At 68.4% G+C, this 18,672-nt stretch carries 16 protein-coding genes and 1 pseudogene; 9 read left to right on the top strand and 8 right to left on the bottom strand.

Translation table 11 applies throughout. The annotated features are described in order from the left end of the window. Together RR928_RS03100 and sctV are read left to right on the top strand one after the other, a co-directional pair. Nucleotides 1-223, top strand: a pseudogene (locus RR928_RS03100) (hypothetical protein); the annotation flags it as partial. Between the two features lie 18 nt (nucleotides 224-241). Next, nucleotides 242-2,350, top strand: a complete 2,109-nt coding sequence (gene sctV / locus RR928_RS03095; RefSeq protein ID WP_332533921.1) for a type III secretion system export apparatus subunit SctV — start codon at nucleotides 242-244, stop codon at nucleotides 2,348-2,350. A 32-nt stretch (nucleotides 2,351-2,382) separates the two neighbouring features. Here sctV and RR928_RS03090 read toward each other — a convergent pair whose 3' ends face one another. Further along, nucleotides 2,383-2,715 (bottom strand): STAS domain-containing protein, encoded by a 333-nt coding sequence (locus RR928_RS03090; protein ID WP_332533922.1) that lies wholly within the window; start codon nucleotides 2,713-2,715, stop codon nucleotides 2,383-2,385. 200 nt (nucleotides 2,716-2,915) lie between these two features. Here RR928_RS03090 and sctD point away from each other — a divergent pair, with 200 nt between their 5' ends. Genes sctD through RR928_RS03075 form a run of 3 tightly spaced genes read left to right on the top strand, consistent with a single transcriptional unit; the run spans nucleotide 2,916 to nucleotide 4,789 of the window. Further along, nucleotides 2,916-4,244, top strand: coding sequence for a type III secretion system inner membrane ring subunit SctD (gene sctD, locus RR928_RS03085; protein ID WP_332681481.1), 1,329 nt, complete (start codon nucleotides 2,916-2,918; stop codon nucleotides 4,242-4,244). Then, on the top strand, nucleotides 4,241-4,540 hold the full coding sequence (locus RR928_RS03080; protein ID WP_332533924.1) for a hypothetical protein: 300 nt from the start codon (nucleotides 4,241-4,243) through the stop codon (nucleotides 4,538-4,540). Before sctD ends, RR928_RS03080 begins: the two co-directional genes overlap by 4 nt. Before the next feature lie 3 nt (nucleotides 4,541-4,543). After that, nucleotides 4,544-4,789, top strand: a complete 246-nt coding sequence (locus RR928_RS03075) for an EscF/YscF/HrpA family type III secretion system needle major subunit (protein WP_332533925.1) — start codon at nucleotides 4,544-4,546, stop codon at nucleotides 4,787-4,789. Nucleotides 4,790-4,799: 10 nt separating this feature from the next. On the opposite strand, the gene RR928_RS03070 is transcribed toward RR928_RS03075, so the two are convergent. Genes RR928_RS03070 through RR928_RS03055 form a run of 4 tightly spaced genes read right to left on the bottom strand, consistent with a single transcriptional unit; the run spans nucleotide 4,800 to nucleotide 10,648 of the window. Then, nucleotides 4,800-5,834, bottom strand: a complete 1,035-nt coding sequence (locus RR928_RS03070) for an ABC transporter substrate-binding protein (RefSeq protein ID WP_332533926.1) — start codon at nucleotides 5,832-5,834, stop codon at nucleotides 4,800-4,802. Then, on the bottom strand, nucleotides 5,831-7,960 hold the full coding sequence (locus RR928_RS03065; protein WP_332681478.1) for a PP2C family protein-serine/threonine phosphatase: 2,130 nt from the start codon (nucleotides 7,958-7,960) through the stop codon (nucleotides 5,831-5,833). Before RR928_RS03065 ends, RR928_RS03070 begins: the two co-directional genes overlap by 4 nt. Beyond that, on the bottom strand, nucleotides 7,950-9,908 hold the full coding sequence (locus RR928_RS03060; RefSeq protein WP_332681476.1) for a hypothetical protein: 1,959 nt from the start codon (nucleotides 9,906-9,908) through the stop codon (nucleotides 7,950-7,952). Before RR928_RS03060 ends, RR928_RS03065 begins: the two co-directional genes overlap by 11 nt. Then, the gene (locus RR928_RS03055) at nucleotides 9,905-10,648 is read right to left on the bottom strand and encodes a PDC sensor domain-containing protein (protein ID WP_332533929.1); all 744 of its coding nucleotides are present in this window, start codon (nucleotides 10,646-10,648) and stop codon (nucleotides 9,905-9,907) included. Before RR928_RS03055 ends, RR928_RS03060 begins: the two co-directional genes overlap by 4 nt. Nucleotides 10,649-10,733: 85 nt before the next feature. Between RR928_RS03055 and RR928_RS03050 the strand changes: the two genes are divergently transcribed. Further along, entirely contained in the window at nucleotides 10,734-11,171 is a 438-nt protein-coding gene (locus RR928_RS03050) for an ATP-binding protein (RefSeq protein WP_332533930.1), read from the top strand. Nucleotides 11,172-11,237: 66 nt separating this feature from the next. Here RR928_RS03050 and RR928_RS03045 read toward each other — a convergent pair whose 3' ends face one another. From RR928_RS03045 to RR928_RS03035, 3 genes are all read right to left on the bottom strand, one after another. Further along, nucleotides 11,238-12,842 carry an alkaline phosphatase D family protein gene (locus RR928_RS03045; RefSeq protein ID WP_332548360.1) on the bottom strand — a complete coding sequence of 535 codons (1,605 nt, stop codon included), beginning with the start codon at nucleotides 12,840-12,842 and terminating at the stop codon, nucleotides 11,238-11,240. Between the two features lie 76 nt (nucleotides 12,843-12,918). Further along, entirely contained in the window at nucleotides 12,919-13,797 is an 879-nt protein-coding gene (locus tag RR928_RS03040) for a hypothetical protein (RefSeq protein WP_332681474.1), read from the bottom strand. 143 nt (nucleotides 13,798-13,940) lie between these two features. Then, complete coding sequence (locus RR928_RS03035) at nucleotides 13,941-14,135, bottom strand: hypothetical protein (protein WP_332533933.1); 195 nt, start codon at nucleotides 14,133-14,135, stop codon at nucleotides 13,941-13,943. A 244-nt stretch (nucleotides 14,136-14,379) separates the two neighbouring features. On the opposite strand from RR928_RS03035, the gene RR928_RS03030 reads away from it, so the two are divergent. From RR928_RS03030 to RR928_RS03020, 3 genes are all read left to right on the top strand, one after another. Then, on the top strand, nucleotides 14,380-14,991 hold the full coding sequence (locus RR928_RS03030; RefSeq protein WP_332533934.1) for a DUF2760 domain-containing protein: 612 nt from the start codon (nucleotides 14,380-14,382) through the stop codon (nucleotides 14,989-14,991). Beyond that, nucleotides 14,988-16,838, top strand: coding sequence for an Hsp70 family protein (locus RR928_RS03025; RefSeq protein WP_332533935.1), 1,851 nt, complete (start codon nucleotides 14,988-14,990; stop codon nucleotides 16,836-16,838). The genes RR928_RS03030 and RR928_RS03025 overlap by 4 nt, the downstream gene beginning before the upstream one ends. Before the next feature lie 12 nt (nucleotides 16,839-16,850). Beyond that, nucleotides 16,851-18,672 (top strand): Hsp70 family protein (locus tag RR928_RS03020; protein ID WP_332681473.1); only part of this gene is annotated, 1,822 nt, incomplete at its 3' end.

The raw sequence follows: 18,672 nt of genomic DNA, 5'->3' as shown, positions 1-18,672 counted from the left end.
GGTGCCCGACGACCCGCGCGTGCTGCTGTCGCTGGCGTTGGCGCAGGTGCGGGCGGCCAAGCCCACCCAGGCCCTGCAGACGCTGGAGCGCCTGGCGCTGCTGGGTGCGATGGACGCGACCTTCCATCTGGTCAGGGCCCAGGCCCTGCAGGCGCTGGAGCAGTCCGCCGAAGCCGCCAGCGCGATGCGCGCGCATCTCTCCATGTTGGCGGCATCCGCCTGAATCTTGAATGGTCCTCTGATGTCGCAGTCTGTCGCCTTTTCCCGCTTGCAGCGCGTGGTCCAGCTGGCCACCAGCCGCAATGACCTGATCCTGGCCTTCTTCCTCGTCGCGGTCATCTTCATGATGATCCTGCCGCTGCCGACGTGGCTGGTCGACACGTTGATCGGCATCAACATGACGATCTCGGCGATCTTGCTGATGGTGGCCATGTATCTGCCCTCGCCGCTGGCGTTTTCGTCGTTTCCGTCGGTGCTGCTGGTCACGACGCTGTTCCGGCTGGGCATCTCGATTGCCACCACGCGGCTGATCCTGCTGCAGGGCGATGCGGGCCACATCATCGATACCTTCGGCAATTTCGTCGTCGGCGGCAATCTGGTGGTCGGGCTGGTGGTGTTCCTGATCCTGACCATCGTGCAGTTCGTGGTGATCACCAAGGGCGCCGAGCGCGTGGCCGAAGTCGCGGCGCGCTTCTCGCTCGATGCCATGCCCGGCAAGCAGATGTCCATCGACGGCGACATGCGCGCCGGCACCATCGACATGGAGGAGGCCAAGCGCCGCCGCGCCATCGTGGAGAAGGAAAGCCAGCTCTATGGCGCAATGGATGGCGCGATGAAGTTCGTCAAGGGCGATGCGATTGCGGGCCTGATCATCGTCGCCGTCAACCTGCTCGGCGGCATCATCGTCGGCACCATGCAGCGCGGCATGACGGCTGCCGACGCGGCCAAGGTCTATTCGGTGCTGACCATAGGCGACGGCCTGATTGCGCAGATTCCCGCGCTGTTCATCGCCATCTGCGCGGGCATGATCGTCACGCGCGTGCAGACCGGCGACGGGCCGTCGAACGTCGGCAAGGACATAGGTTCGCAGGTGCTGGCCCAGCCGCGCGCGTTGCTGATCGCGGCGGCCGTCGCGCTGGGCATGGGGATGATTCCGGGCATGCCGCTGCCGGTGTTCCTGGTGCTGGCGGTGGTCGTCGGCGGCATAGGTTTCGTCACGATGCGCGGCATGCGCCGTGTGGTTGACGCCAAGACCGGCGCGGTGACCGAGGTGCCGGCGATGCTGGCCGCGGGCGACAAGAAGCCCAAGCCCAAGAACGATGGAAGCGACGAGTTCGCGCCCACGGTGCCGCTGCTGATGGACGTGGCCGCGGACCTGCAGACCAGCTTCGATTCCGAGGTGCTCAACGAGGAACTGCTGAAGATTCGGCGCGCGCTGTACTTCGATCTGGGCGTGCCGTTTCCGGGCATACAGCTGCGTTTCAACAAGGCGCTGGCCGCCGAGAGCTACACCCTGCTGCTGTCCGAAGTACCGGTGTCGCAGGGGCGTTTGCGCCCCGGCTACCTGTTGGTGCGCGAAACCCAAGTCAACTTGAATGCCCTGCAGATTCCCTACGAAAGCGATAGCCCCTTCCTGCCGCACATTCCCACGCTGTGGGTCAGAGACACGCTGCGCGACACGCTGACGCGCGCCGGCATCGGATTCATGGACACCAGCAAGGTGCTGACCTATCACCTGGCCTTTGTGCTGAAGAAATATTCGGCCGACTTCATCGGCATCCAGGAGACGCGCTTTCTGCTCAGCGCGATGGAGGGCCGCTTTCCGGACCTGGTCAAGGAATCTACGCGCGTGCTGCCTATCCAGAAGATCGCCGAAATCCTGCAGCGCCTGGTCTCCGAGGACATCTCGGTGCGCAATCTGCGCGCCATTCTCGAGTCGCTGATCGAGTGGGGGCAAAAGGAAAAGGACTCCGTGCTGCTGACCGAATACGTGCGCTCCACGCTCAAGCGCCACATCAGCAACAAATACTCGAGCGGGCACAACGTGCTGCCGGCCTATCTGCTCGCGCCGGCGGTCGAGGATGCGGTGCGCGGCGCAATCCGGCAGACATCGGCGGGCAGCTATCTCGCGCTGGATCCGGAGGTGAGCAAGGCGCTCGTGGAGAACATCAAGAAGACTGTGGGCGACATCGGTGCAAGCCAGCAGCGGCCCGTGTTGCTGACCTCGATGGATATCCGCCGCTACATGCGCAAGATGATCGAGCAGGACCTGTACGAGCTGCCCGTGCTGTCCTACCAGGAACTCACGCAGGAAATCAACATTCAGCCGCTGGCAAGGGTGGACCTGTGAAGACCGCCCCGACATGGCCGGCGGCGCGCGCCTCAGACCTGGGCCAGCCCTTCGTCCAGGGTGCGGGCCACGGCGAACAGCGTGAGAAATCCGCTCATGTCGAAGACGTCGTGCACCATGTCCTGCAGCGCGGCCAGCACGATCTTGCCCTGGCTGGCACGCAGTTTCTTGCCCGCCAGCAGCACGACGCGCAGGCCTGCGGAGCTGATGTAGCTCAGCCCCGAGAAATCGAGAACCAGGCGCTGGCAGCCCGCATCGAGTTGCTCGGTCAGCAGTTGCTCGAGCTCGGGGGAGCTGCTGCTGTCGAGCCGGCCCAAGGGGCGGATGATGAGGATGTCGTCGCGGTGCTCGATCTCGATATTCATGCGCTTAACCAATTCAATGGTGATGATTTATTGAACCCCTACGCGAATCGATTGTATGTAGTGCGCATCGGGTTGGGTAGCTTAATGCGTGGCGCACGCCGATATTGCTTGTGGCCCGGCCGCCTGCACGCGGGGTATGCATGAGGCACCATGACGCCCACTGCGGTGCGCCTGCCATGGCCGCAGATGCGCTGGCGTGCATGGAGCTTCGCATCCTGTCCGGTTGCCACCAGGGCGCGCGCCTGGACATCGCCACCGACGAGCGGCTGCGGGTCGGCGGCGTGGGGGATTGTGATGTGTTGCTCAGCGATTGCGGGCTGGACGCCGACATGTCGCTGCAGCTGTCCTGGCAGGACGGACGCTGGTTCGTGCAGGCGCCGGGCCAGGCCATGGCGACCGGCTTTGCGCTGGGGGCGGCCGCGTTGCTCGGGCAGGTGCAGGCCACGATCTGCGCGGCCCATCTGCCCTGGGAACCGCCGGCGCCGGCGGCGGTGCAAGCCCCTTCGGCGCATGCCGGCCCGGATCTGGAACCGGCCGAAGAACAGGCAGCGCCGGCCGCCGCCGTGGCCTTGCCCGCCAGGCTGCAGCTGCGGCGCCTGCGGCCATTGGCTGCGGTCGGCGTGCTGGCGCTGGCGCTGCTGGGCACGGGCTGGGCCGTTTGGCGCCATGCGCCGGCCTCCGCGCCTACCGATGCGGCCGGCGAGGGCGCTGCGCCGTTGCAACTGTCGCCGCAGGCCAGGGAAAAGGCCGTCAAGGAAGCGACCATGGCGATCGCGCTCGCTGATCCGGCGCTGCGCATGCGGGTGGTTGCCAACGCCCAGGGAGGGGTCACGGTCAGCGGCTGGGTCGACAGCGCAGAACAGTTCGACCGCCTGGCGCAAGCCCTGTCCAGCCTGCGCCCGCTGCCACGGCTCGCGGTGCGCACGGCGCAGGAAGTGTTCGATGCATTGACGGATGTGGGATCGGCGCAGGGCCTGAGCCTGCGCTTCGCGCCCATGGGGGCGGGCAAGGTGCAGGTGCGCGGCGTGGTGGTCACCGCCGACATGCAGCAGCAGACGCTGGCGCAGTTGCGCGCGCGTGCGCCCGAAGGCATAGAGATCATCGACGGCCTGCGCGTCGCGGCGCTGCAAGGCCCTGAAGTGTTGCGCTGGCTGGGCGCGCAAGGCCTGACGGCCACCGAGGCCCTGTGGGATGGCGAACAACTGGTGCTGACCGTGGAAGTCACTGCGTCGCAACGCCCGCAGCTCGAGCGTGCGCTGGCGCAGGCGCAGACGCCGTTGAGCGATGTTCCTTTTCTGCTCAGGACGCAGCTCGTCAAGGAGCCCGGCGCGGCGCGCCGGCTCAGTTTCTCCGAGGCCGGCTTGCCGTTCGCCGTGCGCAGCGTGGTGGGCGGCGCCGCGCCCTATGTGGTGCTCGCCGATGGTGCCAAGCTGCAACCAGGCGCGGCGCGCGCCGGCTGGCGGCTGGCGGCCATCGCGCCCGATCACCTGGTGTTTGACGGCCCGAAACGGGTGGAGATAAACCGATGAAATTGTTATTGCCCGACACCATGCAAACGCTGCGGCCTGAAGCCTTGAGCCCGCTCGAAGAGCGCCTGCGTGGCGCGCAAGCGGCGCAGGCGCGTGAAGAGACGCTGGGGCAGCTGGCCGAGCTGCAGCAGCGCACGCGCGCCAGCATGGCTGCCGGCGTGGCGCCTGACCGCTACCGCGAGCTCGCGGCGCTGCTCGATGCCGGTCTCGCCGCGCACGAAGTGCTCACCCATTTTTCGCCCCCCCCGCCTCCTGCAGGCAACCGCTTCCCGTACCCGGGACAAGAAAGGAACTAGACCATGGCCGGATCAATCAACCAAGACTTTTCGTTAAGCTATGTCGGCAACGTCGTCGGCCAGGCCACGGCCAGCCGCGAAGCCATGCTGAAGGCGACGTTGAGCTCCCTCGGCGACAACCCCTCCACCGGCCAGATGTTGAACATGCAGGCGCAAATGCAGGAGTGGTCCATCTTCGCGCAGACCCAGACCACCGTGTTCAAGGTCGTCGCGGATGTGATAAAGGATGTGATTGCCAAGTCTGCCTGAGCCGGCAGGCTCAGCGCCGCGTCGGCGACGTTGCGGTCACCACCTCCGCCACATTCAGCAGCAGCATCGGCGGATACAGGTCCAGCGTCTGCGCCGTGGGAAGGTTCACCAGCAGTGAAAAGCGCTGCAGCGTCGATGCGGGAATCGCGCTGACGGGCTTTTTCTCCAGCAGTATCTGGCGCGCCATCGACCCCGCGAAGCGCCCGACGTTGGTGTCGTTGGAAAACAGTCCGAACAGGCAGCCCGAACGTCGCACTATGCTTTCCGTGGTGCAGAACGTCGGCAGCCGCTGGCGCAGCGCGGCCTCCATGACTGCGTCGCGGTGTGTGAACGCGAGCAGGGCGACCGGGCCCACGTAAAGCAGTTCGGCGCCGCGCGCTGCGATCTCGGCCACCTTTCGCGCGATCTGTGCCGGGTCGGCACCGGTCCCGAGGCTGGCATCGATCACCTCCAGGCCCTGGCGCCGGGCAAATGCCTGCAGGTCGCGCAGAATGATCGACGAGTTGGGCTCGTCCGGGTTGTGCAGATAGCCGATGCGGTGAAACGGCCGATAGGCTTGAATGGCGTTGAACTGCAGGTCCAGCGGCGCGATATGGCTCACGCCCGTGATATTGCGCTCGGGCCGCTGCGGATTGCGCAGCAGGCCGACACCGACCGGGTCGGCGACTTCCGTGAAAACGATGGGCGTGTGGCGCAGCGGGTTGGCGGCGTTGCTTTCGTCGTGGCGGCCGGCGAGCGCCAGGGCCGTGGGCGAGCCCAGGGCGTAGACCAGGTCGGGGCCCAGTGCCGCGACCTGCTGGCGAAGTACCGGTTCCTCCAGCCTGTCGCCCGAATAGCGGACTTCGATGTAGCGCGCCGCGACATTTTCGCGCTGCAGGTAGCTGCGAAAACCGGCTTCGGTGCTTTGCGCCGCGTGCGGCAGCACCATCACGATGGTGAAGGACGCGGGCTGCGCAGGCGCCTGGGCGCGGGCAGCGCTGCCCAGCGCGAGCCCCAGGCACAGCCCAAGGCGCAGCATGCGGAAAAGCACGGTACGGGGTTTCATGGAACTCCTGGCAACAGCGGAAAGGAAACAGCGGAGGTTGGCGCGGCGTTGACGCCGGTTCCTGGCGCCTGGCCCTTGTAGGTCAGCGTCACGACCGTGATGTCGTCGGCCTGGGCCGCGCCGGCTTCGAAGCGCCGCACTTGCGCGACGATGTGCTCGGTCAGTTGCCGCGCGGGCCCGCGCTGATCGGGCCGGGGCTTGAACGACTGCACCACCCGCAGCAGGCGCGGATCGCCGAACAGCATGTTCTGTGCGTCGGTGGCTTCGGTGACGCCATCGGTGTAGAGCAGCAGACTGTCGCCCGGCGACAGCTGCAGCGCGCCTTCCTGGTAGTGCTGGCCGGCGAGCACGGCCAGTCCCATGTTCCTGCCCCTGGGGAAAAACTGTGCCTTGCCCTGCTGCATCAGCACCGGCGGGTTGTGGCCGGCGTTCACGTACGTCAGCTGCCCGCTGGACAGCTGCAGCACTGCATAGAACACCGTGACGAACATCATCTGGTCGTTCTCGGTGCACAACTGGTCGTTGAGCGCGGCGATGGTCGCGCCCGGCGTGCGCAGGAAAAGTCCGTTGCTCTTGAGCAGGGTGCGCGAGATGGCCATGAAGAACGCCGCGGGAACGCCCTTGCCCGACACGTCGGCGATCACGATGGCCAGATGATCGTCGTCGATGGCGAAGTAGTCGTAGAAGTCGCCGCCGATTTCCTTGGCCGCAATCATCGTCGCGGCGATCTCGATCTCGGGCCGACTCGGCGTCTGGCGCGGAAGAATCGACAGCTGCATCTCGCGCGCGATTTCCAGCTCCTGTTGCAGGCTGGCCAGCATCGCCTGTGTCTGGACCGAGGCCTGCACTTCGCGCAGCAGCTTGAGCAGGCGGCTCTGCTGGGTGCTGACCAGGCCCGACATCCGGCCCAGAATGCCGGCCAGGTCGGCGAGCCCATTCGGCGCTTCGTTCATTGTCGATGCAGTGGCCACGGCCTGCGTTCCCAGGGCCAGCAGGATTTCCTCGCGCGATGTGGGGTCCAGGTTTTCGGCGAGGCTGCGCAATTGGTCGCGGATCAGGCGCTCCTGCTGGCGCCGCGTGCGCACGCGCTCCTGGCGCAGCGTCTCCAGGCTCAGCAGCTCGGAGCGTATTTGCAGCACGCCGCGGGCGACGCTGCCCGACTCATCTTGCGCATCGTCTTCGCCCGCATGCAGCGCAATGTCGGTCTGGCCCCGGGCCAGCGATTCCAGCACCTGCACATTGCGCGTCAGCGGATCGAGCGCGTGCCGCAGGAACAAGAAAAGTCCGGCGCTGACCAGCAGCAGCAGCGCACCTGCCTGCATGGCCAGGCGCCGGGCGAACTGGCGCTGCTGCTGTGCGTCGGCGGAAATGGGCCGGCTCCAGACCAGGGTGCCGATCACGCTGCCGCCGGCTCCGGTCAGGGGCTGGCTGACCAGCTGCAGTGCGGGCTGCCGCGCGAGCCGCGCATCGCCGGCAGCCAGCGTCAGCACCTGTGCGTGGCGCACCGGCACCACGACCTGGGCGAAAAATTGCTCGTCGGCCGACATGCGTCTTTCTGCAATGCCGGCCGCCGAAGCGCCGGGCGCCGGTGCGCCGGCCGCAGGATTGCCGCGCATGTTGAGAAGGTGGAATGGACCCTCGAGCCGTTGTGCTAGCGCGGGCAGGACCGCGACCGCATCCTGGCTCAGCACCAGCACATGCGGGCCTGCGCGGGTACGCCATAGCCAGCTGTAGGTGCGTGCAGACAGGGCGTGCAGACCCTGCGCGGGCAGTGCTGCCGGATCGGGCAGCGGCTCGGAATCGGCGCTTGCGGCGGTGGTGGCCAGCCTTTGTGCATTCTCGTCAAACAGGTCGATGCGCAGGCCGGGACGGCCTTTCGCCAGCGCATGCATGCGTTGTTCGAGCCCGTGCCGCGGGGCGTCGGTCAGTTGCTGCGCGGCGCGCTGCAGCGCGTCCATCTGCTGTGCCTGCCATTGTTCCCAGGCGTGGGTCAGTGTCTGCAACAGCAGCCGCCCCTGCTGTTGCTGGGCGTAGGCCTGGGTTTGCCAGACCAATGCCGCGCACAGCAGACCCAGGCAGGCAATGCCCAGCATTAGTGCGCAGAAAATTCGGGATCTAAGCGACATGGTTGTCTTTGGGATGTGCCACGCCGGCCCGGGCCAGCAGCAGCAAGGCCAGAACGGGCAGCCCGCCTTGCAGGCCGGACAGGATGGCAACGGCGCTCAACCCGGCGCCCAGCGCTGCGCCCACCCACATCCGCGCGCCGACTGCACCCTGAGGGGCCTGCGCGGCCCGGGTCAGTCCCTGGCCCAGCAGCCATCCCAATGGCAGTCCTTGCAGCACAGGCAGCAGCCATTCGAAGTTGCCGGGCCCGGGGCTTGCCGCGCCGGTGACCAGCGGCAGGGTCAGCGCGATCAAGCCGACCAGGGCCGCGGCCTGCAGGTGCCGCGGCGTGCGCCGAGTGGGTGCGTGCGGGCGCGGCCGGCTCCCTTCGCGTCGAGCCCAGACCAGGGCCAGTCCAAGGCCCAGCGCGCATTGCTGCAGCAGGGCCGCGGGCGCGTTCGTGCCGGACAGTGCAAGACCCTGCAGCACGGGACCGGCGACCAGACCCGCGGCAAGGCCCAATACGTTCCAGCGCCACGGGGCTTCGCCAGCGCGCGCCGTGGCCGCCATGCGCATCCGCCAGGGGCTGTGCGCCACATCCCAGCGCGCGGCGAAAAACAGTCCGCAGACCATAGGCAGCAGCAGCGTCGCCACGGCCCAGGCAGAGGGAAGTGCCGCATGGGCGTAATAGCCCAGCGCGGGCGCGAGCCACAGCAGCCCCACCCACCAGGCGAGCAGCGCGGCACCGGGAATGCGGGGCTGGACATGGGTGAAGAAGCGATGCGTGTCGGGGTGGCCCTGGGTACAGGTGCAGGCCGCCATCGCGGCGCCCGCGAAGCCGCCATTCCAGGCGGCAATCCAGCCGGGGTGCAGGGGGCTGTCCAGCAGCAGCGTCAAAGGCGCCGGCAGCAGCGCGGCCAGCCCCAGGATCAGCAGGGCGAGCGTGGTCATGCGCAGCCGCGCGGCCAGCGTCCAGCCCGCGGCCGCAGCGAGCGCCAGCAGGCCCAGGCATGCGGCCGGCAGCGCCTGCTGCCAAGGGGTCGGACTGTCGCTGTTCTGCGCGAGCGCGCGCAACGCGTAGGTCAAGGGCGCGAGCGCGCCAAGACACAGCAGCAGTCCCATCCACATCGACTGGGCCTGGACGGCGACGAGCCGCACAATGGCCAGATCCATGTCGGCAAAACGGTCCTTCCCTTCGACCTGCTGCAGGATCTGATCGAGGTAATCGCGCCGCAGCTGCTGCGGTTCGGTGCGCCGCAGCGAGCCGATCAGCAAGCGCATGCGCGTGACGCGCTCGTGCACGCGGCGCATGCCATGCGCCACTTCCTGCACGCGCAGGTCAAACGGCTTGCGTTGCGGCAGTACCAGCAGCTGGCGGTAGTCGCCACGCGCCACCCAGCGCGCGATCAGGCGCGTGCCGTGGTTGCGCAGCCATGGACCCTGGGCGCAGGCGAAGAGCGCGCCGAGATAGGCCAGCGCGCTGCACAGCAGCAGTGCGGGAATGAGCAGCGCCAGGCGCTCGGCCACCCCGTGCAGGCTGTCGGCCTGCAGCTGCAGGCTGACGCGCGCCAGCGCAAAGCCTGCGGGCGCGACATCGGCGCTGCCCTCACCGAACTCGGAAGGCGGGGTGCTCTGCGAATGGTTGATCCACAGCATCCGGCCTTCCATGTCGTGCACCGCGATGCGCGTGACTTCGGGATGGCTGCGGCTCCAGCGGTCGAGGAACTCAGGCACCCCCACGAGCTCGTGCAAAGGGATGCCGGCGGCGATGGCATGCGCCAGACGCTGGCCTATGGATTGCGCCATCAATTGCGCGCGCGTCTGCGCTGCCTGGGCGCGCGCCGCCTGCATCTGGCTGTAATGGACATGGGACAGAAAGGCCGTGGCCAAGGCCAGCAGCAGGGCGGCCGCGCAGCCCAGCTTCACAGCGGTCCAATCACGCGCACTGCGCCGGGCGTTTGCGCGGATCATTCGATGCGCTCCACGACATCCAGCCGTTGCGATCCCTCGTCCAGCCGCTGGTCCGTGGTCGCGAGTTGCGCATCGATCTGGGCGATGCGGCCATGCAACTGAGCGTGCCGCAGCCGACGCTGATGGCCCGTGGCCAGCCAGACTGCGAACATGCCGGCCAGGGCCGTGGCGAGCAAGCTGAGCAGCAGCGGCGCAGACACCATCGGGCCAGAAAGCCCAGCGGCCGCATGCGAGGCATAGGTTGCGCTCACATGGCCTGCGGTCTCGCCAAACGGGGTGCGCACATCGAGCCCCATCATCGGCGTCGACTCTATGAAGGCGTTCCATGGCTGGTGGCTTGCCGCTGCCTGCAGAGCCGCTGCCTGGGCCAGCGGCGGCAGGGGTTCGCCCTCGCTGCCGCGGTCCGTGCTGAACAGCGTGCGGCCGTTCTTGTCCAGTATGTCCAGACTGTAGAGCTGTGGGTCCTTGCGCAGATAGCGCTCGAGCAGGTCCTGGATGCGCGGGTACTGCTGCAGCTCCTTGCCCAGCGACAGCTCGCCTTCGATTTCATCCTGGATTTCGCGCAGTGTGAGTTCGATATGCACGCGCTCCAGGGTCTGCAGTTCCTGCTGGCGCCAATGATCGAACAGGCCGGCGATCAGCAGCACGCCGCCGAGCACGATCAGCAGCCACAGGCCGCCGACTTCGAGCAGGGGAGCTGCGAAGGCCCGGGACGGGGGATGTGGTGTGGAGGTGCTCATGTCACAATATTCAGACGGCAGCGCAAAGCCCGCTGGCAGGCCCTGCGTACCTCGTATCCAACAGTCCCTGACTCCACGGTCGCTTATGAAGAATCCCGTTTCCTTGAGGTGTGATCTGCATGGCACGGTCCAGGAACTGCCGGCATTTTTCGAACGCCTGGAAGCTTGGGCCGATTCCGCTGATTTGCCCCCGGGGCTGACGGCCAGGTTCGCACTGATGCTCGACGAATTGCTGACGAACGTCGCCATGCATGCCTATGGGGGCCAAGGGGGGCCGGTATCGGTGGCGGTGGAGTTCGTGCCGCCGCATGCGCTGCAGGCCGTGATTCGGGATCGGGGTCCGGCGTTCGATCCCACCGGTCTGCCTGCGCCAGACCTGGATGTTGCGTTGGAAGAACGGGACCTTGGAGGCTTGGGCGTGCATTTTGTGCGCAGACTGGCCGATCGCTTTTCCTATCGGCGCGAGGGCGATTGCAACGAGGTGACGTTGGGCTATTCCCCGGTAGGTAACACCAGGCGCTGAATCGTCTCGCGGGCCGCGCAATTTGCATGGGAAGGCCCCGGCCTGTCCCTTGGCCGGGCCGCGTGCTCAGGCGATTTCTGGCCCGGGCACCTGGTCGTTGACGACAAAGCGCGCGAGCGTGGCGACGGCGCTGTCGGCCTGTGCCACGTCATCGAGCACACGCAAGCTCGTGGTCCAGCGCTCGGGCGTGACTTCGGCCACTGCATAGCCACGCTTGTCGGGGCGCGCGAGCAGGATGTGCGGGTTGTTGTCGGCGATTTCCTGGGCGCGTGCGCGCGGTGTCTTGCTGTGCGACGTCAAAGACGTGCCGCAGAATTCGCTGCCGATCACCTTCGATTCCGGGTCGGAGAAATCGCTGAGCACGCGGCTCACGTAGTTCTGGTGGATGTCGCCGCCGATGACCACGGCGTTGCGCACCGCGCTCGTGCGTATTGCATCGCACACGCGCTGGCGGCTTGCGGGGTAGGCGTCCCAGGTGCTGCTGTTGAAGCTTTGCGCGGGCGCCTGCTTGTAGTTGCGCCGCGAGAACATGGTCTGCTGCGCGAGCACGCTCCAGCGGGTCTGCGCGCTCGCATCCTGGCGCAGTCCCTGGGCCAACCAGCGCTCCTGGGCCAGGCCCAGCATCGAGCGCTCGGGGTCCAGCATCTCGGCGCAGTGTTCGGGCGAGACCGAATCGGGCGGATTGCGGCCAGGCGGCCGGCAGGGCTGGGCGCTGCTGTACTGGCGCGTGTCGAGCAGGTGAAAGCGCAGCAGCCTGCCCCAGGCGTGGCGGTCGTGGACCTTCACACCGTCGGCCGTGCCAAGCCCTTCGATGCCGCGGCTGAGGCTGCAAGCGCGCAGCGGCATGTTTTCGTAGAACGCCTGATAGCCCTGGCCGCGCATGGCGAGAAACGCGTCCTGCGCGCCCAGACCTTCGACACCGGCGTAGTCGTTCTGCACTTCATGGTCGTCCCAGGTCACGATCCACGGACAGGCGCGGTGCGCGGCCTGCAGTTGCGCGTCGGTGCGGTACAGCGCGTAACGGTCGCGGTAGTCCTGCAGCGTTCTGGCGACCGCCAGCGTGTGCGTGCGCACCAGCGCCGGGTGGGGCGGCTTCTTCGGCATTGCGTATTCGTAGATGTAGTCGCCGAGAAACAGCACGGCGTCCAGATCCTCGTCGAGCATGTGCTGGTAGCCCGCATAGCGGCCCTGCTCCCAGCGCTGGCAGGACACGAACGCAAAGCGCATCCTGTCCGGCATGGCGTGGATGTGGGGCGCGGTGCGCGTGCGCGCGGTCTGCGTCACGGCGTCGCCGTGCATGAAGCGGTACCAGTACCAGCGATCGGGCCGCAGCCCCGTGACTTCCACATGCACGCTATGGCCCAGCGCCTCGAGGGCCTGGGCCGTTCCGCGGCGCACGATATTCTTGAAGGCATCGTCCTCGGCGATTTCCCAGTGCACGGTCAGCGCGGGTGGCAGCGGTGTGCGCGGCGTGTCGGCGGCAACCGTGCCCGGCACCGGGCCGTCGAGCAGGCGCGTCCAGAGCACGAAGCCGTCGGCGGTGGGCGAGCCGCTCGCGACGCCCAGCGGAAACAGATCGCGTTGGCGCAGCGTTGTCGACCAGCTCCAGCGGGGCAGCGAAGTGGCGACGGCGGCGCTGGACGCCAGAAGAAAAAAATCACGGCGAAGCATGCAAGAAACTCCTGATCGGGCGCGGGCAAGGGCCGCGCCCGCAGCGATGCTACTCGCTCTGCGTGCACGCCCCGGCTCAGGCCACGGCGCGGTCCGCGTGCTGTGCCTGCCAGTGGCCGCTGACCAGCCCTTCGGGCTTGCGCGCGGCGCGCACGGTCGCGCAGTCTTCCCAGGCGTCCATCTGCACGCTCAGTCCCGCATACACGCCATAGCCCGGTCCGGCGCAGATATCGCTTTCGGCCTGCAGTGTCTCGCCGGCCTTGATCGCGCCCGCAGCGGTGATCGCACCGCGCGCGCGAATGCCCCAGTCGGCCTGCAGGTGCTTGCCGCAGTGCACGTCGCCGCCGGCATCGATGCCGTGGCTGGCGTGGATATTGCCCTGCGCGCTCAGCGCGCCGCCGCTGCGCAGGCTCTTGGCGCAGCGGATATCGCCCGCGACCAGCAGCTCCTGGCCGATCTGGGCTTCGCCGCTCAGTGTCAGATTGCCCTGGCAGTCGAGGCCCCAGCCGGTGCGCAGCTTTTCGCAGGCCAGGTCGCCCTGGGTCTCGACGCTCCACGCGGCCTTGACGGTGCCGCCGGCCTGCAGCGCACCGCCGCAGAAGATCGCGCCGCCGCTCTGGATGTCCTCACCCGCTTCCAGGCGCGCGGCGCGTATGCCTGCGCCCACCTGCAGGCTGCGGCCCACGCGCAGCACGCCGGCGACGCGCACGTCGCCGTGGACGATCACGCTGCCCGCGAACACCAGGGCCTCGGCTTCAAGGTGGTCGAGGTGCAGTTCGGCGTCGGTGGGGCCGAACTGCGACAGCAGCCAGCATGCGTCCTCGATGCGCCCGTCGCGCACCAGGTTGTCGAGCAGCAACTGGTAGTCGCGGCCTTCGTGCTGGTGGCGAATGAACCAGCGAAACCCTGCGGCGCAGGGGCTCTTGGCTTTGAGAAAATCTTTGGAGAATTCCATGACGGTCCGCAATCAATGGCGCGCAGTGCATGCAGCGCTGCGCCAACGTGCAGCCAGGAAAGAACCCGGGTGGTTTTGAAAATCCTGGCGTGCTCCATGCAAAGGAGCTTGCGGCGCAAGCCCCTGTGGGGCCGTGCGGGAAGTCAGTCGGCCTGTGCCGTGGCCTGAGCTTTCCGCACGGCGGCGGAAAGCAGGGCCGTAAAGCCGCAAAGGCTGATGAAGGCCGTCGGAACGCCGGGATGCCCATGCGCCAGCGCGCAGCGCTGCAGGGCAGGGCTGTGTTCGGCGGGAGAAGGGCAGGCGGTGGGCATGGCAAAGATGGTGATCAGGTGGCGCAATTATCGCATCGCATCCATTTCCCCGTGGGTCCTGGGCCCGGCGCGCATCCGTGTAAAAACCTATATACCGCTGCGCCACGTGGCGCCTCGACCCATGCCCTGCGCCCGGATTCGTTAACATGACCCTCCCTTTTCACGCCGCGGCCCCCGGGCCCCGAGCTCCTGCGGTCAGGTGCTGTGCTGAGCGGGCCCGTTGTCGGCCCGTGCGCGCGCCGACCGCGTTGATGATGGCAGAGACCCGAACATGAACTCCACTCCTCCCTCCTTCCTGTCGCGCGTTGCGCTTGCCATGAGCAGCTTCTTCGCCATCCTGGGCGATGCGCGTTTCGCCGCCAACGTCGCGCGCCTGCGTGCCGGCGAAGCCTTCGCCGCCGATATGCCCGCACCCGCCCCGGTGGCCGCCGCGCCTGCGCCGGTCGTTGCCGCCCCCGCGCCCGTTGCTGCACCCGTTGCCGCGCCCGTCGCGCCGGTGCTTGCCGCCGATACCAGCGCGCTGCAGCTGCTGGGCCTGCTGCAGCGCGAAGCGCGCTTTGTCGACTTCGTGCAGGAAGACACCACGGGCTACAGCGACGCCGACATCGGCGCCGCGACACGCGTGGTGCACGCCGGCTGCCGCAAGGTGCTGGCCGAGCATTTCACGCTCGAGCCGGTGCGCAGCGAAGCCGAAGGCAGCCGCGTGACGCTGGCCGATGGCTTTGACGCCGCGGCCGTGCGTCTCACGGGCAACGTTGTGGGCCAGGCGCCGTTCACCGGCACGCTGGGTCACCGCGGCTGGCGCGTGAGCGCCACGCGCCTGCCCCAGCTGACCGACGCCAAGGCGGCCAGCGTGATTGCCCAGGCCGAGGTGGAACTGTGAGCGGCGCGCGCTACAGCATAGGCATAGACCTGGGCACCACGCATTGCGCGCTGTCGTGGGTCGATCAGCAGGCCAGCGACGGCGACCAGGTGGTGCATGGCGTGCTCGACATTCCGCAGCTCACGGGCCCGGCCGCGGTCGAAGCCAAGCCGCTGCTGCCCTCGTTTCTCTATCTGCCGCATGAAAGCGAACTCGCTCCCGGCGATCTTGCCCTGCCCTGGGGGGCGCAGCAGGACTTCGCCGTTGGCGAACTCGCGCGTGCGCGCGGCGCGGCCACGCCGATCCGGCTGGTGAGCAGCGCCAAGAGCTGGCTGTGCCATCCCGGCGTGGACCGGCGCGCGCCGCTGCTGCCGGCCGACGCGCCCGCCGAAGTGCACCGCATCTCGCCGCTCACGGCCTCGATACGCTATCTGTCGCACCTGCGCTGGGCCTGGGAGCAGGCGCATCCGGAAGCGCCGTTCGACGCCCAGGACATCACGGTGACGATTCCCGCGTCGTTCGACCCGGCAGCGCGCGAACTCACGGCCGAGGCCGCGCGCGCCGCGGGCTTCCAGCAGCTGACGCTGCTCGAAGAACCCCAGGCCGCGCTCTACAGCTGGATCGAAGGCAGCGCGGGCGACTGGCGCAAGCAGGTCAGCCCCGGCGATGTGATCCTGGTGGTCGACGTCGGCGGCGGCACCACCGATCTGTCGCTGATGGCGGTGCTCGAGAACGCCGGCGAACTGAGCCTGCAGCGCGTGGCCGTGGGCGAGCACATCCTGCTGGGCGGCGACAACATGGATCTCGCGCTGGCCTATGGCGTGGCGCGCAAGCTGGCTGCCGAAGGCCGCCAGCTCGATGCCTGGCAGACGCGCGCCCTGGCCCATGCCTGCCGCGCGGCCAAGGAAGCGCTGCTCAGCGACGCCGCGCTCGACAGCGTTCCCGTGGTCGTTCCCAGCCGCGGCTCCAAGCTGATCGGCGGCTCGGTGCGCACCGAAGTCACGCGCGCCGAACTCACGCAGATCCTGGTCGACGGCTTCTTCCCGCAGGTCGCCGTGAGCGACAAGCCGCTGACGCGCGCGCGCGCCGCGCTGACCCAGCTGGGCCTGCCCTATGCGCAGGACGCGGCCGTCACGCGCCACCTCGCGGCCTTTTTGTCGCGCCAGGCCGGCGCCACCGAAGCCATCGAAGGCCTGCAGGGCACGCAGCCCGAAGGCGCGAGCTTCCTGCATCCTTCGGCCGTGCTGTTCAACGGCGGCGTGCTCAAGTCGGGCCTGATTGCCGAACGCCTGCTGTCGGTGCTCAACGGCTGGCTGGCATCGGAAGGCGCGGTGCCCGCGCGGCTGCTCGGCGGTGCCGATCTCGATCTGGCGGTGGCGCGCGGTGCGGCCTATTTCGGCTATGTACGCCAGGGCCGCGGCGTGCGCATCCGCGGCGGCGCGGCGCAGTCGTACTACGTGGGCGTCGAGTCCAACATGCCCGCCATTCCCGGCATGGAGCCACCGCTGTCGGCGCTGTGCCTGGCGCCCTTCGGCATGGAAGAGGGCACGGAAGTCGCGCTCGACGCGCAGGAGTTCGGCCTGGTCGTGGGCGAGCCCGTGCGGCTGCGCTTCTTCGGCTCGTCGACCCGCCGCAACGATCAGGTCGGCAGCCTGCTCGAGTTCTGGGGGCCCGAGGAACTGGTCGAGCTGCAGGAAATTGAAATCCTGCTGCCCGCCCAGGGCCGCGCGCCCGGCGAAGTCGTCGCCGTGCGACTGCATGCGAGCGTGACCGATATCGGCACGCTCGAGTTGCATGCCGTTCCGCTGGGCAGCGAGGAACGCTGGAAAGTCGAGTTCGATGTGCGCGCTGACAGCGCCGCCGTCTAAAAGGAGGGCGCATTGACCCAGTCCGCAGCCGCCTACATCGTCGGCATAGACCTGGGCACCAGCCATACGCTGCTGGCCTATGCGCCGGCCGACGGCAGCGCGCCGGTCACCCTGCTGCCGATCGCGCAGCGCATCTCGGGCGCGGAAATCGCCTCCGGCCCGCTGCTGCCTTCGCTGCGCTACCAGGCGGGTGCGGGCGAACTCGCGCCAGAAACCTGGAATCAGCCCTGGCCTGCCTTGTTCGCCAGCGATGCCGCGCCCGCGCTGCTGGGCCGCTATGCCCAGGATCTGGGCGCCCAGGTGCCGGGCCGGCTGGTGAGCAGCGCCAAGAGCTGGCTGTCGCATGCGGGCGTGGATCGCGCGGCACCCATATTGCCCTGGGGCGCGCCCGAAGGCGTGGCCAAGATTTCGCCGCTGCAGGCCAGTGCCAGCTACCTCGCGCATCTGCGCGCGGCCTGGGATGACGCCTTTCCCGAAGCACCGCTGGCGCAGCAGGAACTGGTGCTCACCGTGCCGGCGTCGTTTGACGAAGGTGCACGCGCGCTGACGCTAGAAGCCGCGCAGCTCGCCGGCCTGCCGCCGCTGCGCCTGCTGGAGGAGCCGCAGGCCGCGCTGCACGACTGGCTGCTGATGCAGTCGGCCCAGGTGGGCGAGGCGCTGCAGGGCACCGAATGGCTGCTGGTCGTCGATATCGGCGGTGGCACCACCGATTTGAGCCTGGTGCAGGTGCAGGCCAGCGACGGCCTGCCCGAACTCGCGCGCCGCGGCGTGGGCGCGCACCTGATGCTAGGCGGCGACAACATGGATCTGGCGCTGGCCCATGGCCTTGAGGCCGAAATGGCCGCGCCCCAGCCGCGGCTGTCGGCCGCGCGCTTTGCGCAGCTGGTGCAGCGCTGCCGCGTCGCCAAGGAGCAGTTGCTTGCCGACGATGCGCCCGAAGCCGTCACCGTCACGCTGCTGGGCAGCGGCGCGCAGCTGATGGGCGGCGCGCGCTCGGCGCAGCTGCGCCGCGAGCGCGTGCAGCAGATGCTGCTCGAAGGTTTTTTCCCGCTGCAGCCCGCCGACGCGCGGCCGCAGCAGCGCCAGGCCGGCCTGCTGGCCTGGGGACTGCCTTATCCTGCCGATGCGGCTATCACGCGCCATCTCGCGGCTTTTCTGCATGCCCATGCGCCGCTGCTGGGACCGCAGCGCGTGCCCGACAGCGTGCTGTTCAACGGCGGGGTGTTCCACAGCCCGGCAATTGCCCAGCGCGTGTTCGAGCAACTCACGCAATGGCGCGGCGCGCCGCTGCGCGTGCTGATCAATGAACACCCCGACTGGGCGGTGGCGCGCGGCGCGGTTGCCTATGGCCTGGAGCGCGCGCAGCGCGGCCGGCCCGCCGCCGCAGCGGCCGCGCCGCGCGGCCTGCGCATTGGCGGCGGCTCGGCGCGCAGCTATTTCCTGCGGCTGGATAGCGACGACAGCCGGCTGCGCGCGATCTGCATACTGCCCCAGGGCAGCGAAGAGGGCATGGCGGTGCGCCTGGCCGACCAGCGGTTTGCGCTGCGCCTGGGCCAGGCCGTGCGCTTTCATCTGCTGGCATCGACCGCGGCGGGCCCGGTGGCGGCCGGCGAGGTGCGCGATCTCGCGGGCCAGGAATTGGTGCATCTGCCGCCGCTCACGGCCGTGCTGCCCGCGCCGCCGGGCCGCGAACGCGCCCAGGTCGAAGTGCTGCTGCAGGCAACGATGACCGAAGTCGGCACGCTCGAAGTGCAGTGCGTTGCCGTGCAGGACCCGGCGCAGACCTGGCCGCTGGTCTTTGCAGTGCGTGGCGAGGCCGGTGCTGCGGCAGCCG

The organism is Comamonas sp., from assembly GCF_036666375.1.
In the GTDB taxonomy this organism is placed as follows: Bacteria; Pseudomonadota; Gammaproteobacteria; order Burkholderiales; family Burkholderiaceae_C; genus Comamonas.
This window is presented reverse-complemented; position numbering and strand designations above follow the sequence as displayed.

Excerpts from the sequence above, each read along its gene's own strand:
- sctV (WP_332533921.1), top strand. The coding sequence starts at position 242 with ATGTCGCAGTCTGTCGCCTTTTCCCGCTTGCAGCGCGTGGTCCAGCTG.
- RR928_RS03090 (WP_332533922.1), bottom strand. The coding sequence starts at position 2,715 with ATGAATATCGAGATCGAGCACCGCGACGACATCCTCATCATCCGCCCC.
- sctD (WP_332681481.1), top strand. The coding sequence starts at position 2,916 with ATGGAGCTTCGCATCCTGTCCGGTTGCCACCAGGGCGCGCGCCTGGAC.
- RR928_RS03080 (WP_332533924.1), top strand. The coding sequence starts at position 4,241 with ATGAAATTGTTATTGCCCGACACCATGCAAACGCTGCGGCCTGAAGCC.
- RR928_RS03075 (WP_332533925.1), top strand. The coding sequence starts at position 4,544 with ATGGCCGGATCAATCAACCAAGACTTTTCGTTAAGCTATGTCGGCAAC.
- RR928_RS03070 (WP_332533926.1), bottom strand. The coding sequence starts at position 5,834 with ATGAAACCCCGTACCGTGCTTTTCCGCATGCTGCGCCTTGGGCTGTGC.
- RR928_RS03065 (WP_332681478.1), bottom strand. The coding sequence starts at position 7,960 with ATGTCGCTTAGATCCCGAATTTTCTGCGCACTAATGCTGGGCATTGCC.
- RR928_RS03060 (WP_332681476.1), bottom strand. The coding sequence starts at position 9,908 with ATGATCCGCGCAAACGCCCGGCGCAGTGCGCGTGATTGGACCGCTGTG.
- RR928_RS03055 (WP_332533929.1), bottom strand. The coding sequence starts at position 10,648 with ATGAGCACCTCCACACCACATCCCCCGTCCCGGGCCTTCGCAGCTCCC.
- RR928_RS03050 (WP_332533930.1), top strand. The coding sequence starts at position 10,734 with ATGAAGAATCCCGTTTCCTTGAGGTGTGATCTGCATGGCACGGTCCAG.
- RR928_RS03045 (WP_332548360.1), bottom strand. The coding sequence starts at position 12,842 with ATGCTTCGCCGTGATTTTTTTCTTCTGGCGTCCAGCGCCGCCGTCGCC.
- RR928_RS03040 (WP_332681474.1), bottom strand. The coding sequence starts at position 13,797 with ATGGAATTCTCCAAAGATTTTCTCAAAGCCAAGAGCCCCTGCGCCGCA.
- RR928_RS03030 (WP_332533934.1), top strand. The coding sequence starts at position 14,380 with ATGAACTCCACTCCTCCCTCCTTCCTGTCGCGCGTTGCGCTTGCCATG.